Origin of the sequence: Streptomyces sp. NPDC050610 (assembly GCF_040654875.1) — a bacterium.
Lineage (GTDB): Bacteria > Actinomycetota > Actinomycetes > Streptomycetales > Streptomycetaceae > Streptomyces.
This window is the reverse complement of sequence record NZ_JBFAIV010000025.1, coordinates 115,068-128,213: the sequence shown is the minus strand read 5'-3', so window position 1 is coordinate 128,213 and position 13,146 is coordinate 115,068. Positions and strand designations below refer to the sequence as shown.

Annotated in this window: 13 protein-coding genes; 5 read left to right on the top strand and 8 right to left on the bottom strand. The window is 69.1% G+C overall.

Annotated elements, in window-relative coordinates:
• Window positions 1–999: 999 nt before the first annotated feature.
• Complete coding sequence (locus tag AB0I22_RS27730) at window positions 1,000–1,452, bottom strand: sulfite exporter TauE/SafE family protein (RefSeq protein ID WP_363133652.1); 453 nt, start codon at window positions 1,450–1,452, stop codon at window positions 1,000–1,002.
• Between the two features lie 53 nt (window positions 1,453–1,505).
• On the opposite strand from AB0I22_RS27730, the gene AB0I22_RS27725 reads away from it, so the two are divergent.
• Window positions 1,506–2,087: a histidine kinase dimerization/phosphoacceptor domain-containing protein gene (locus tag AB0I22_RS27725; RefSeq protein ID WP_363133644.1), complete on the top strand. Its 582-nt coding sequence runs from the start codon at window positions 1,506–1,508 to the stop codon at window positions 2,085–2,087.
• 298 nt (window positions 2,088–2,385) lie between these two features.
• On the opposite strand, the gene istB is transcribed toward AB0I22_RS27725, so the two are convergent.
• Both istB and istA read right to left on the bottom strand, forming a co-directional pair.
• A complete protein-coding gene (gene istB / locus AB0I22_RS27720; RefSeq protein ID WP_363133643.1) occupies window positions 2,386–3,156 on the bottom strand; it encodes an IS21-like element helper ATPase IstB in 771 nt (256 codons plus the stop codon).
• Window positions 3,153–4,553 carry an IS21 family transposase gene (gene istA, locus AB0I22_RS27715; protein ID WP_363133641.1) on the bottom strand — a complete coding sequence of 467 codons (1,401 nt, stop codon included), beginning with the start codon at window positions 4,551–4,553 and terminating at the stop codon, window positions 3,153–3,155. Before istA ends, istB begins: the two co-directional genes overlap by 4 nt.
• Before the next feature lie 161 nt (window positions 4,554–4,714).
• Between istA and AB0I22_RS27710 the strand changes: the two genes are divergently transcribed.
• On the top strand, window positions 4,715–4,909 hold the full coding sequence (locus tag AB0I22_RS27710; RefSeq protein ID WP_363133640.1) for a hypothetical protein: 195 nt from the start codon (window positions 4,715–4,717) through the stop codon (window positions 4,907–4,909).
• Window positions 4,906–5,568 carry a response regulator transcription factor gene (locus AB0I22_RS27705; RefSeq protein WP_363133639.1) on the top strand — a complete coding sequence of 221 codons (663 nt, stop codon included), beginning with the start codon at window positions 4,906–4,908 and terminating at the stop codon, window positions 5,566–5,568. Before AB0I22_RS27710 ends, AB0I22_RS27705 begins: the two co-directional genes overlap by 4 nt.
• Before the next feature lie 184 nt (window positions 5,569–5,752).
• Here the strand turns inward: AB0I22_RS27705 and AB0I22_RS27700 are convergent, their stop codons facing one another.
• Both AB0I22_RS27700 and AB0I22_RS27695 read right to left on the bottom strand, forming a co-directional pair.
• A complete protein-coding gene (locus AB0I22_RS27700; protein ID WP_363133638.1) occupies window positions 5,753–6,265 on the bottom strand; it encodes a hypothetical protein in 513 nt (170 codons plus the stop codon).
• Between the two features lie 57 nt (window positions 6,266–6,322).
• Window positions 6,323–6,733: a hypothetical protein gene (locus AB0I22_RS27695; protein ID WP_363133637.1), complete on the bottom strand. Its 411-nt coding sequence runs from the start codon at window positions 6,731–6,733 to the stop codon at window positions 6,323–6,325.
• Between the two features lie 1,257 nt (window positions 6,734–7,990).
• On the opposite strand from AB0I22_RS27695, the gene AB0I22_RS27690 reads away from it, so the two are divergent.
• Entirely contained in the window at window positions 7,991–9,250 is a 1,260-nt protein-coding gene (locus AB0I22_RS27690; RefSeq protein WP_363133636.1) for a serine hydrolase domain-containing protein, read from the top strand.
• Between the two features lie 345 nt (window positions 9,251–9,595).
• On the opposite strand, the gene AB0I22_RS27685 is transcribed toward AB0I22_RS27690, so the two are convergent.
• Window positions 9,596–9,817: a hypothetical protein gene (locus AB0I22_RS27685; RefSeq protein ID WP_363133635.1), complete on the bottom strand. Its 222-nt coding sequence runs from the start codon at window positions 9,815–9,817 to the stop codon at window positions 9,596–9,598.
• A gap of 782 nt (window positions 9,818–10,599) precedes the next feature.
• Here AB0I22_RS27685 and AB0I22_RS27680 point away from each other — a divergent pair.
• Complete coding sequence (locus tag AB0I22_RS27680; protein ID WP_363133634.1) at window positions 10,600–11,403, top strand: aminoglycoside phosphotransferase; 804 nt, start codon at window positions 10,600–10,602, stop codon at window positions 11,401–11,403.
• 26 nt (window positions 11,404–11,429) lie between these two features.
• Here the strand turns inward: AB0I22_RS27680 and AB0I22_RS27675 are convergent, their stop codons facing one another.
• On the bottom strand, window positions 11,430–12,353 hold the full coding sequence (locus AB0I22_RS27675) for a hypothetical protein (protein WP_363133633.1): 924 nt from the start codon (window positions 12,351–12,353) through the stop codon (window positions 11,430–11,432).
• Window positions 12,308–13,126, bottom strand: coding sequence for a hypothetical protein (locus AB0I22_RS27670; RefSeq protein ID WP_363133632.1), 819 nt, complete (start codon window positions 13,124–13,126; stop codon window positions 12,308–12,310). The genes AB0I22_RS27675 and AB0I22_RS27670 overlap by 46 nt, the downstream gene beginning before the upstream one ends.
• Window positions 13,127–13,146: the final 20 nt, after the last annotated feature.

Genomic DNA, 13,146 nt, shown 5'->3' with positions numbered 1-13,146 from the left:
GGCGCCATGGCATTCGCATCGTGGTCCTCTTCCCCTGACAGCAATGGCGATCATGGTCGCCCGTGGTCGGCCAGCATGACACGGCGTTCCGGCCGACTGTTCGGGGGATCGACGGCAGGTGGAGTTGCGGCTCGGCATCCCGCCCCGTCGCAGCCCGACGGACCTGCGAACGCCGCTCCGTGTCCTGCACGCCGTGGGCGGAGCCCGGCACTTGGTACCTGCAACTCGCGGACGTCCACGGTCTCGCCCTGCCGATCCCCGCCCGCGGACAGCTCGGGCCCTGGAAGCTCACCGAGGACCTGGTCGCGCAGGTCCTCCAGCAACTGCCCGACCTGCGGCTATGGCCCCTCGCCCGGAATCCCTGTGAGCAGCACCCAGCGCGACGTCGACCACGCCCTCGCCTACCCGAAGCCGCCGGCCTCGCCGCTGTGGCACCGAGACAATGCGAAGGCCCGGCCGATCACCCCCGAGCAGCAGCGCCGCAACCGCGAGCTGCTCGTCCTGGCGCAGCGCCCCCGACCACGCTCCCTCGGTCCCTCAAGACTCTGGTGGAGGCCGGCTGATGAGCCCCCGGACACACCAGGCCATAGACGACTACGTCGACGCGATCCCGGCCTCCGGCATCGATGGGGTATCGCCGTGTTCGACCTGATCCGCTGTCCAGGCGTTCGACAGCAAGTGTCTTGGCGACGGTGCCACGCGCCTGAGGCACGAGTACCGTGAGCCCCGGCCTGGGTATACCGGACGGACGCGCGGTAGCACGGCTCCCCGTTGGATAGAGCCATGACCACATCGTCACCAACCCCCGCTCCCTCGGCCCAGACGGCCACGAAGAACGACCGCACCCGGCTATGGTCCGCCATTGCGGCCGTCATGTTCATACCTGCGGTGGCGGCCACGATCATGATCACTCTGTCCTCGGAGCGAGCCTCTCGGTGTGCGACGTTTTGACCTGGCGCTGGACGCTGCGCAGCGATTTGTGCCCGGTCTTGGCCATGATCACGTTGGCGGAGGTGTTGGCGTCTCCGAGGTGGGTGACGGCGCTGTGCCGGAGCTGGTGCAGGCGAAGCCCGGGGCTGCACCGGGCGCTGGAGACGGCGTATCAGACCCTTGATTCGGTGGTGACGGGCGCCGGGGCGGGGTGTGGTGAGCGGCCGGATGTTGGTGGCGTGCGAGTTGGAGGATCTCGCGGATGCCCATGGTGAGGGCGAAGGTGGCGAACACGACGCCGAGGGCGACGCTGTTGAGTACCAGTGCGAGGAGCGCTCCGGCGGCGGCGCCGGGGATGGCTCCGAGGCTGAGGTGCCTGCTGATGGGTGGTGAGGCGGTGCCATTGCGTAGGTGGACGATGGCTCCGACGACCGAATTGGGGACGAACAACAGCAGGGACGTTCCGGCGGCGGTGTGCAGGTCGGCCCCGAAGAGCACGACGAGCGCGGGAACGGCGAGCAGTCCGCGCGCCGCGGGCGTCGGGCACGGCCCACGGAGGCGGGTCGCTGCTGGCCGTGAGCCTGCTCATCGGCGTGGTACGACGGACGCCGCTGCTGGTTCTGGCAATGGCGCTCTTCGGATCCACCGCCGTGGTGGCAGGCACTCCAAGCTCCGTCCATGCGGACCTGCCGGTGGGATATCAGGGCCGGTTTCTGTCGTTTCTGGCGGTGGACCTCGTCCTGGGCCTCATCGTCGCCACCTGCTCTCGGCGAACCTCGACCGTCGCCGTAGCCGTATCTTTCGCCGTGCAATTCCTGGTCATCGGCATCTTCGCGCACGGGGACAGCTTGACCGTCAACGTCGTGATCGCCCTCATGGCGATGGCCGCATCCTGCACGGTCGGTCTGCTGAGTCGCGAGCGCCGTGAACACGCGGCGGCGCTGCGTTCACAGGAGGTGGCCGAGGCCGTGACCACCGAAAGGCTGCGGATCGCACGGGAACTGCATGACATGGTCGCGCACAGCATCGGCATCATCGCCATCCAGGCCGGTGTGGGCAGCCGGGTCATCCACACCCAGCCCACGGAGGCCCGCGAGCCCTGCGCGCCATCGAGGCCACCAGCAGGGAGACACTGTCGGGTCTTCGGCGCACGCTGATGTCGCTCCGTCAGGCCGACCTGGGCGCGACCGCATCGGAACAGTCACCGCTCGCACCTTCACCGGGACTGGCCGACGTCGAACGGCTGGCGGCAGCGACCGCGGATGCGGGGATATGCGTCGACGTGCGCCGCAGCGGAGAGCAGCGTCCTTTGCCAGCCGACATCGACCTGTCCGCCTACCGCATCGTCCAGGAGGCGCTGACCAACGTGGTCCGCCACTCGGACACCGGGCGTTGCCGGGTGTCCGCGTACTCGTCTGAGTGCACCACCGCGTACGAAGTTGTGTGCACCACTGCTCAGGCCACGTCGGTGTCCCGCGCGATGGCCTGGAGACGGTTCTTGAGCCGGTAGCTGTTGCCATTGATCGGGACGACCTCGCAGTGGTGCAGCAGGCGGTCGAGGATTGCTGTGGCCAGGACCTCGTCGCCGAAGACCTGACCCCACTCGCCGAAGGTCTTGTTCGAGGTCAGGATGATCGAGCCCTTCTCATATCGCTTGGAGATGACCTGGAAGACCAGGTTCGCCTCCGCCCGCTCCAGCGGCTGGTATCCGACCTCGTCGACCACGAGAACGCTGGGGCGGAGGTAGCTGGTGAGCTTGCTCATCAGCCGGCCGTGTTCTTCGGCGGCCTTGAGGCTGCGGACCATGTCGTCGAGGCTGGTGAAGTAGATCGAGTAGCCGGCCCGGCAGGCCGCGACGGCCAGTGCGACGGCGATGTGCGTCTTGCCGACCCCGGGCGGCCCGAGCAGAGCGACGTTGGCCTTGTCCTCGATAAAGGAGAGGGTGGCCAGGTCTTTGATCTTGCGCGGGTCAAGTTCGGGCTGGAAAGAGAAGTCGTAGTCCTCCAGCGTCTTGTGGTGCGGCAGCTTCGAGGTCCGCAGCCCGTTGCGGAAGCGCCGGTCGTCGCGGACGGCGAGTTCCTCGGACAGCACCACGTCGAGCAAGTCGAGATAGCCCATCTTGGCCTCATCCGCCCGCTGAATGTACTGGTTCAGGGACTCGGCCAGGTGGTGCAGACCCAGCTTGGCGGAGGTGGTGCGGATGCGGGTGCTGGTCAACTCGCTCAACGGGCGTCCTTGGAAGGGGAGGCGAAGGGGCGGGTGCCGGTCAGCTCGTCATAGACCGACAACGGGCGGCGGCCGACCTCGATGTGGGCGGCGGCAGCCCGGTTCAGCAGAGCCTGCAGCGGGCCGGCGTCCGGCCCGAGCGGCTGGTTGCGGCGGGGTGGCGCCACGGCGTCGCCGGTGGTGACGCGGCGTCCGGCGCCGGTGGGCAGGCCATCCCAGTGCATCTCGTCCACGACGCGGGCGCCGCGGCCGACCGCCCGCGCATGGGCGGCCAGCAGTGTCTGCCCGACGGGGTCGTGCAGGGTGATCTGCGACTTCGTGGCACGGACCTCGACCAGTTGGCGGGGTCGGACCTTGCGGGCCGGCACAGAGTAGAGGTTCGCGTCGAAGGCGACCAGGCAGTCCTTGCCGACGTGCCGCAGATGCCGCTGGGCGACCACATACGGAGTTTCGGGCAGCGGCCGCAGGGCTGCATGATCGCGTGCGGCCCGGTGCCCGATGACTTCGCCGTGGGTGCCGTGGACCTTGGCCCGCCGCAGCGGCACCCAGGCCGCGAAGGCGGCGTTCAGCTCCTCGACGGAGGAAAACGCCCGACCGGCCAGGACGTGATCACGGACGATCAGGACCTGCCGCTCGACTCGCCCCTTCCCGGTGGGGCGATAGGCGGCCAGCACATCGGGGTCGAAGTCGTAGTGGCCGGCGAAGGCGACCGCCTCCGGGTGCAGAGGAACCGCCTCGCCGGGGGCGACGTGCCGGCGCACGACCGTCTTGGTGCGGTCATAGACGATGCTCATCGGCACCCCGCCGAAGTGCACGAACGCCTGGCGGTGGCAGTCGAAGAAAGTCGCCAGGTCCTGGCTGGTAGTGAAGCAGCAGAACGGATCGCGCGAGTACGACAGCGTCATGTGGAAGGAATAGACCTTCGGGATCCCGACATGGGCGAGGATTTTGCCCTCATCCCCCCAGTCCACCTGGGCCTGAGCTCCCGGAACGACTTCGAAGCGTCGGTGCAGACCCGCCAGCTCACCCGGGCTGATGCCCAGTTCCTCCGCGATCCGCGGCCTGGCCTCCTGCAGATAGATCTTCACCCGCTGATAGTTGATGCTGACCGCGTACTCGTGGACCAGGCGTTCGTGGATCACCGATGCCTTCAGCAGCACCTCGGCCCTGAGCATCGCGTCGATCAGCGGTGCGACCTCGTCCACCACCCGCCGATACCGCTGACCGTCCACGGTTCGCTGCGGCGGCGCGGCAGATGCCCCACCCTGCAAGTACTTGCTGACCGTGCGACGGTTCAGCCCGGTCTCCTTCGCGATATCCCGCAGACTCATCGCGCCGGACTCGAACAGCGGACGAAACCGCCTCAACTCCAGCCAGCGATGCGGGTCCAAGACCACCGTCAGCCGCCTCCCTGCCACCCAGAACGGACAGCAGCAGGCTCACAGCCAACACACTTCACCGCATCAACAACGGTGCACTTTCATTCGTACGAGGTGGTGCACGTCCACTTGTACACCGACACCGGGTGGCCATCGACTACAGAAACGAGGAACTGTCCATGGAAGTCGTCGACGACGGGCGCGGCGCCACCGGTGACAACTCGGCCCGCGGCTTCGGCATCATCGGGATGCGGAAGCGGGTCGGCCTACTGGGCGGTCACCTCTGCGCCGGGCCGCGCCCCGAGGGCGGCTTCCGGGTGGCGGCCAGGCTGCCGCTGCCCGCACCCGTCGGAGTGCCGGTGGAGGCCCGATGATGGTTCGGGTCGTGCTTGCCGATGACCAGCCGCTGGTGCGGTCCGGTCTGCGCGTACTCATGGCCGATCATCCCGATCTGGATGTCGTCGGTGAGGCCTGCACCGGTGCTGAGGCGGTCCAGCTGGTCAGGGAGGTGAACCCCGACGTCGTGGTGATGGATATCCGGATGCCCGGCATGGACGGGATCGAGGCCACCCGCCTGATCATGGCTGGTCCGGCGACGACCCGCGTCCTCGTCCTGACCACCTTCGATGAGGACGACTACGTCTACGGCGCGCTCCGGGCCGGCACGAGCGGCTTCATGGTCAAGGGCATGGCGCTGGACGACATCCTCGCTGCGGTCCGCGTGGTCGCCGCCGGCGACGCACTGCTCGCGCCGGGTGTGACGCGCCGTCTGATCGCCGACTTCGTCGGGCGTTCCGAAGTTGTCCCGGAACGCTCCTCACGGCCAGTCGAGGGCACCACCGAACGAGAACGGGAAGTGCTGACCCTGGCCGGAAGCGGACGGTCGAACACCGAGATCGCGGAGGACCTCTTCATCACGGTGGCCATCGCCAGGTCGCACGTGTCACGGCTGCTCACCAAACTGGGCGCCCGGGACCGGGGCCAGCTCGTCGTCACCGCCTATGAAAAGGGGCTCGTCACGCTGCCTCACTGATGATGTCCCTGGACCCCATGGTGAGGCCGGAGGTGTCCTGTCACTCCCGTCTCGTGTGCGAGCCACTGATGAGCAGCCACGACCACACCATCCACTGCGGCTGCGGCTGCGGCTGCGGCTGCGGCTGCGGCTGCGGCTGCGGCTGCGGCTGCGGACAGGAGTGGCTGTTCCCGGCCTGGCTCAGTCACAGTTTGCTGTATACCGCTCCACGCCAGGTCCATCCTGCTGCGAGGACCGCGTCTTGCAGGGGGTCCTTGAGCTCCGAGCTGTCGAAGCGGAACGTCTCCGTTGCCTCAAGGCCCCCTTCGGCACCCCGTCCGATCGTCCAGCGCCGGGAGACCATGGTGACCTGTCCGCGGGAGGCCTCAGCCGACAGCGCCAGTTCGGGTGTGTCCCCGGCCCAGGTGACCTGCCACTGGCGGTCGAGGGCCCGGACCGTGTGGTCCGCGGGGACCAGCCGCATCCGTACCTGAAGGGCCAGGCTCACCTGGGTGCGGGCAAAGAAGGTCTGCCAGGCGGGCTCCTGGATCCGCCACTCCGCGACCAGGCTGGCACCCTCTGGGCCGCCATAGCGTACGACGTAGGGCACGTCCGGCCCGTTGAGCCCGAGCAGTGCTGCCCGGACTTCCTCAGCGGAACGCGGTACGGCACCGTTGCCGGGGCGTTTGGTACCGGTCAGCTTGTCGAAAAGGCCCATCCGGTCAACCTATGGAGGTCCGGCTCCCCGCACAAATCTCTCGCGTCCACGGAGCGGTCAGGACTGCGCTGCGGTGTCTGGGCGAACCGTGCGCAGGAAGTCCTGGAAGTCTCCCGGGACTGCATCGTGCTGGGTCGCCGCGGCGGTCAGGACCAGCCGGATGACTGCCCGCTCATGCGGGTCGTCGACGTCCAGCATGGACAGATAGACATGGGACTGGGGCAGGTCGCGCCGCACGCCCCCGGCGACGGCCGTGAAGGTCAGCTTCTGTGTCAGGCCGGGTGCGGCCGGGGAGCCGATGTCGCGGCGGTCGGTCACCGTTACGGACTCGGCGACCTCGCGCCAGCGCCGTACCGGCTCATCGGCGATGTCGGACAGTGTTGCCGCGTCCGGCCGGTACTCGCCGTCGATGGTGATGTTGGCAGTGAACCCGGCATCCGGCTGCGGGTGCAGTGCGATGAAGGCCACGCCCTGAGCACCCACTTGGTCCGCGGGCGCCGCTCGCCAGCCCTCCGGCAGTCGAAATTCGATCGGCACCGGCAGTGTCGCGGGGATCTCGGCTCCCTCCTACTCCTACGGGAGTGTGCATCAAAAATAGCTGGTGATGGTGTCTTTGACCGAGCCGGCGAAGTCGCCGACAGCGTCGGCTGCGTCCCCACCTCGTCGACCGCATCGCTTACGGCCTCGACCACCTTTCCGGGATCAACCGTGATCTCCAGGCCCACTGAGCCGCCGAGAGCGGGGGAGATGCCCACCTTGCCGCCGATGTGAAACTTTCCGTCGTCGGCCTTGCCGAAAGTCCACTTGGCCTCCGCACCTGCACCGGCCCACCCCTCGGCTGTCGTGCCAACACCGATTCCCGCGACCTCTGCGCCGCTGGTGCCGCTGACCTTCGCCCCGGCGAACGCCTTCGCGCCGGGCCTGTTCCAGCACTGACCTGGCTTTCGCGGCCGGCGAATCCAGTCGCCCGCTCGTAGACACCCACATGCCCGTACTCGGCGTGCCCCTCGACCATGGCCCGCCCGCCCGTGGAGACCTCGGCCGCGCCGGAGATGCCCTTGTCGGTGATTCCGGACGATTCCGAGTCTCGCTCAGAGCGTCGGTCTTGGTCTCAGCGAGGCCGATATCAAGAAGCTCAACGACAGCAGACCCAACCGTCCGAACCCACGCGACAAACCGGGATCGTGCGCCCGGCCGCTGTGCAACGCGGGGGCGCACCCGCGGCTGCGGGTAGGGCGGTGAGCGCCTGGAAGTGGCCACCGCAACCCGGCCGTCCTGCGAGTGGGACAAGGAGGATGAGCCCTTGTTTCTGAGCGGGCCGGGCCTTCTACGGAGCGAACCTCCGGGAGGCAGCGTGGTATGCCGACCGGGTCTCCCCTCGAACGGACTGCCGGGCCCAGGCTGGTGCCGGCGGGGCCGGCGCGAAGCCTGTCCGACAGCCGGCCCGCGGTCCAGAATGTGGTGGCCGGGGTGCGCCGGTTCCTGCTCCGCGGCATCACCACGCAGGCGGTGCCGTCGGCCGTCATGGCCGGACCGCACGCTCGCGGCGCCCCGGAGAACTACGCTGGCACAAGCCGCATAGCCCGTGGCCAACATCAGGGGGAAGGCCCTTCCCCAACTGGTTCTAGGCCCCCGCGCATACGCCTCTCAGCACCCGTGCCTTCCCTGGCCGGTGCCAGGACAGTGGTGGTACCGACGTGAACACCGTGCAGAGGGGTCCCTGCCATGACCGAAGACATCGAGGGGGTGCGCCCCCGGCGCCGAACCGTGCTGGCCCTGGCCGCCGCCCTCATCCCGAGTGCCGGGGCCGGTGTGAGCACGGCCGTGGCCTCACCAGCGGAACCGGCCCGCGCGGCGGGCCGGGCCGAGGCGGTGACGGGCCCGGTGCACCTGGCCGATCTGGCGCAGCGGGTCGTGGACGCCGGCGTGCCGGGAGTGATCGTGCGGGTGGGGCACGGGCGGCGGCCGGTTGTCGAGATCGCCCGGCAGGCGGCCTGGACCCGGCCCGATCATCGGCTCACGGGCGGGGACGCGTTCCGGATGGGGTCCAACTCCAAGACCATGGTCGCCACACTGGCCCTGCAACTGGCCGCCGCACGGCGCGTGGCGCTGGGGGACGCGGTGGAGCGGTGGCTGCCGGGCCTTGTCCCGAACGGCCGGGCGATCACTTTGAGGATGCTGCTCAACCACACCAGCGGCCTGTTCGACTACCTCGACGATCCCGCTGTCCTCAAAGCCTTCACCGGCCAGGACCCCCGCCCGTGGGCGCCGGGCGAACTGCTCGCCGCGGGCGTCCGGCACGATCCGCTGTTCCCCCCGGGCGGTCGCTTCTCCTACAGCAACACCAACTACACCGCTCTCGGCCTGGTCCTGGAGAATGTCACCGGGGAGCGTCTGGCCGACCTGATCGAGCGGCGGATCGCCGGGCCCCTGGGGCTTGAGCACACCCTCCTGCCCACCGGTCACCATCCGGGTCGGCGCCTGGCGCACGGGTACGAACCCGACGCCGCCCACCTGGCGCCGCTCCTGCCCCCGGGCGCCCCGCCGGGGACCGCGTTCGCCGGGCCCGCCCGCGGCGACCGCGTCGACACCACCGCGATCAACACCAGCACCCTGTGGGCCGCCGGAGGAATCGTCTCAAGTGCCCGCGACTGGGCCCGCTTCGACGCCGCGCTGGTGTCCGGACAACTGCTGCCGCCCGCCCAACTGCGGCAGATGCTCACCACCGTCCCGGAAGACCCCGCGAAGCCGAACGGCGACGGCTACGGGCTCGGGCTGCGGAAGATCGTCTTCCCGTGCGGCACCGTGTGGGGGCATGACGGTCAGGCTCCCGGCTACTCCAGCGAGACCTACACCGACCGCACCGGCCGCCGTACCCTCTCCGTACTGACCACCACGATCTTCGGCCTGGCCGCACCCAAGGCCGCAGCCGCCCACCGGACCCTGGTCGACGCCGCGGTCCGCACCATGCTCGGCAGACCCTGAACCACCCCACGCAGGTAGTGCTCCGCCCGCGCGGCCGTGACCAGGGCGGAGACGTCGCAGCGTAGGTCCGGGCTCGGCTGCTGATCTGGTCGGCCGGCATGACTGCGGGTATCTTCGCTCCGCTCCCTCGAACCGCGGAGCGTGCTCCAGGACGGTGAGCTGGGGCGGATGTGCGCCATCCTCGACCACGCCATCCGGCACTGACACACGCCCTCCGCCCCGCCCGCCGTTTACCTTCGGAGACCGTCACCCTCGCCACGAGGCCCGGCCGCGATCTGCTCCGCGGCGAGCGCCGCGATGGCCGCCCACTTCGTCAGCAGCCGTTCAGCGTGCGGCGCCGCGCCCTCAGCTCTCCCGGTCCATTGCGGCCCGTAGCAGTGCCACGGTCTCCGCGGTAGCCCGGCGCCGCGCGTCGTCTTCCTCGCCGGCATCCGCCACCTCGTCGAGGAGGGCCGCGGCGGCCTGGAACACGCCAATCTGCACGGGAACGCTCCGCAAGGCCGCCAGCGCGGCCGCCGCCACCTCCGCCGGAGCCACCGCGGCGGAGGGCGGCAGAAGAGCGGACACACCGCGCTCCGAGGGCACGGTTGTGTGGCAGCTGAACTGGCGTGGTTACCTCAAGGCTTACGCTGTCCCCGCAATTTGCCCTCTCCTTGGGAGAGTTGGTGTTTCATGATCGCACTCGCCTTTCCGGATATTCCGGAGGCTGGTCGCTGGATCGTTTTCTTTACGGGCGTTGGCTGGTTGGTCGTGGGGGTGGCTCTCGGCGTGTCCAATACCTTGTCTTATAGGCGGCAGGTAACCGTTTCTGCTCGCTGTAGAGGTGTGGAGAAGTGGCCGGGAGAGTATTCGCATCTGCTCCGGCGCAAGCCTGTCGCTGGAGAGAATGCGACGGTGGCGCTTCGCGCCAAGCGAAAGTGCCTTAAAGTCGGGGATGAGGTCCGGATAACCTACGATCCACGGTCGGCTCACCTCGTGTTTGTAGGGGAAGAGTATCCAAGGTTTACGCACGGAAAGCGATATTTTTCTGTGCGACGCTAGGGGCTATTCCGATGATTTTTGCAGTCCTGGCCTGAGCGATCCTGGATCGATAGCTCACTCTATTGCGCTTTGGCATATTCCCTAGGGGAATGGTTCTTGGTTTCGCCTATGCCAGGTATTGCGTCAGGTTCGTCAAAGTGCAGCGACTGAGGATGTGTCGGGGGTTACGCTGCGCCCATGACGAGCGAAGCGCGGAAGCCTCCCGCCCGCCCTCCTTCCCAGCCGCCGCCGGGGCGCCCGCCCAGTGGTCCGGGGCCGGATAAGAATCCTCCCTTCCCGCCGAATCCTCCGAGGCCGGGAGCCTGACCGTGCGCGTCGAGCGGCTCTCCTTCGACGGGCTCCCCGGCGAGGCGCGCGCTGCCGTGGAGGACCGGGTGGGTGCGGGATGCCCGAGGGCCGACATGGCCACGGGGGAGAGCTCCGGTGTCGCCGCGCTCCTGTTTCTCCCGGACGGCGGCAAGGTCTTCGTCAAGGGCCTCCCCGCCGACCACGAACGCGTCGGCGAGCTGGAGGCGGAGGCGAGGGTCAACCCCTTCTTGCCCGAGTTCGCCCCGAGGCTGCTGTGGCGCGTGTCGGCGGGCGGGTGGCGGCTGCTGGGCTTCGAGGGCGTCACCGCGACCCCGTGGGCTGACTTCAAGTCCGACGGAGGCCACCTGGAGCCCGTGGCGGCGGTACTGCGGGCCCTGAGCACCTGGCCCGCCCCGGAGGCCGGGCTGATGGCGGCGTGGGATCGGTGGGGCTACTACTGCGATGCCAGGGACGAACCGCTGCTCCACGGAGACCGGCTCGTGCACGCCGACCCCGCGGCGACGAATTTCCTCGTCGCTGGCTACCGAGCGTGGCTGGTCGACTGGGCATGGGCGGCACGGGGGCCGGGCTGGGTCGACGCGGCCCTGTGGGGCTTCCGGCTGGTCCTGGACGGGAAGCAGACCCCTAAGCAGGCGGCGGAGCAGGCTTCGGCCATTCCGGTCTTCGCCGAGGCCCCCCGCCGGGGCGTGCGGGTGCTCACCGAGGCCGAGGCACGGTCGTGGGAGGACTGGCGGGCGTACGGCGTCACGGGGATCGAAGAAGTCGCCGAGGCTGCCCGTGCGTGGGCTGATTTCTGGGCTTGAACAGGGCGGCTTCCGCCCGTGAGGACTCACATGGTGTTGACGATGAGTCCAATGCGGGTGAAGTAGTTCAGTCCGCCGAAGAGCAGGAAGGCGAGTCCGGAAAGCCCCCAGGCGGTTCCGGCGGCCTTGCTCGGCCAGGTCCGGGGACGGCGCAGCGCGAAACTGCTGGGCGAGGCCGGAGCGAGTGCCCAGGCGCTCTCGGCAGGACACGTCGCTGGCGTTGCGGTGTCATGCCGTGTCGGGTTGGCGCGGTGGCAGGCCCGGGATCGCGCCGTCCGCCAGGCGGTACGGATTTCTCGGACGGCTGGCCCGGGGGAGCCGCGCAGTTCGGTGCAGGCGATGATGACCTGCCCGCCGCTGCCCGCGGGATGTTCGGAGGTGGCCAGGTCCGTCAGGCCGTTGAGCAGGGCACCTCCGGTCCGCTGGTCCTTGGGACTGCTGCCGAGGCCGGTGAAGGGGCCGTCGACGATCAGGAACTGCGGTACCGGCATCGCGGGGACTTCCCGCGCGGTGTCGCGCAGCGCCAGCAGAACGCTGATATTGGTCCGGGCCCTGCCGTGCCCGGCGACGACTCGTGAGTCGAACGCGCCGCCGTTGACGGTGACGGAGAAGTCGTCCGGGCTGACGGAGGCGGTGGTGACCTCCGGGTCGCAGTCCCGCATCCGCCGCAACAGGTGATCGGACCACCGGTCGGTGGCCTGCTTCACCATCAGGTCAGTGTCCTGCCGCGCAGCGGTGTACGCAGCCCCGGCAGTCTCCTTGTCCTTCTCCAACTGCGGCAACTGCTCGCGCAGCTCGGTCAGCTCTGCGAGCTCCCGAAGGTGCTCGGCGTTCTGCTCAAGCCGCGAGGCCGGCTCCCGCGCGACGGCTTCGGCCTCGACCATCACTTGCTGCTGCGGCGCAATCACGTCCTGGGCGAAGGCCTGCGCGGCGGCCGAAGCCTCCACCACGGCCCGATCGGCGTCCCCGGCCCGGCAGCGGGCGTCATCAGCGGCCTGCGTCGTACGACGGGCGGCGTCACGGGCCCGCTCGGCAACCTGCTGCGCCCGGGACATCCGCTCCTGGAACTGCTCGACACGCTGCTGACGCTTTTCGTCGAAGCGTCGGCACACCGGACAGTCGTCCCCTGGGCCTCGGCCGCAGCCCCCTCCAGCAGGCGCGCCGTCCGCTCCCGGTCGTCGGCGGCCGCACGAGCACTGCGACGTGTTCCCTCCGCCACAGCGACCTTCTGCTGAAGCGCCGTGAGTTCGGTGTGCAGGCGGCTGAGTGCCGTACCGGCCTGACCGGCTGTGTCGGATGCCTCCCGGTGCTGTGCGGTCCATTGGGCGGCACGGCGCTGAAGGTCTTCGACGGACGGCAGTTCGCGCTCCTCGCGGTCGCGCAGAATCTTCTTCACCCTGTTGTTCGCCGACCGCCACTCCTTCGCCTTGCTGCCGGCCTCCTGGCGCAGTGCATCAACCGTCTCGTCATCGGCGCCCAGCAGCACTCGCCCCACCGCGATCCGCTGTTCCTTGCCCTGCCCGTCGAGGTAGTCGTTGGGCAGGTTCCGCTGGCGTGCGTAGATCCACGGGATCAGCAGCTCCAGAGTGACGCAGGTGCGCCCCGCGCCGAGTCGCGGGATACCGAGGAAGTCCTGGAAGACATCGGCAGCGGACCGGCGGGACTCGCTGCGCTTGACCGGGTGGCGCTCCTCGACACCCAGCGTCTCGTTGGTAAAGGACACGTCCTCTGCCGGGGCCGCCG

What these genes read in the sequence shown, in the direction of transcription:
- AB0I22_RS27710 (WP_363133640.1), top strand. Translation starts at nt 4,715, where the DNA reads ATGGAAGTCGTCGACGACGGGCGCGGCGCCACCGGTGACAACTCGGCC.
- AB0I22_RS27690 (WP_363133636.1), top strand. Translation starts at nt 7,991, where the DNA reads ATGACCGAAGACATCGAGGGGGTGCGCCCCCGGCGCCGAACCGTGCTG.
- AB0I22_RS27700 (WP_363133638.1), bottom strand. Translation starts at nt 6,265, where the DNA reads ATGGGCCTTTTCGACAAGCTGACCGGTACCAAACGCCCCGGCAACGGT.
- AB0I22_RS27705 (WP_363133639.1), top strand. Translation starts at nt 4,906, where the DNA reads ATGATGGTTCGGGTCGTGCTTGCCGATGACCAGCCGCTGGTGCGGTCC.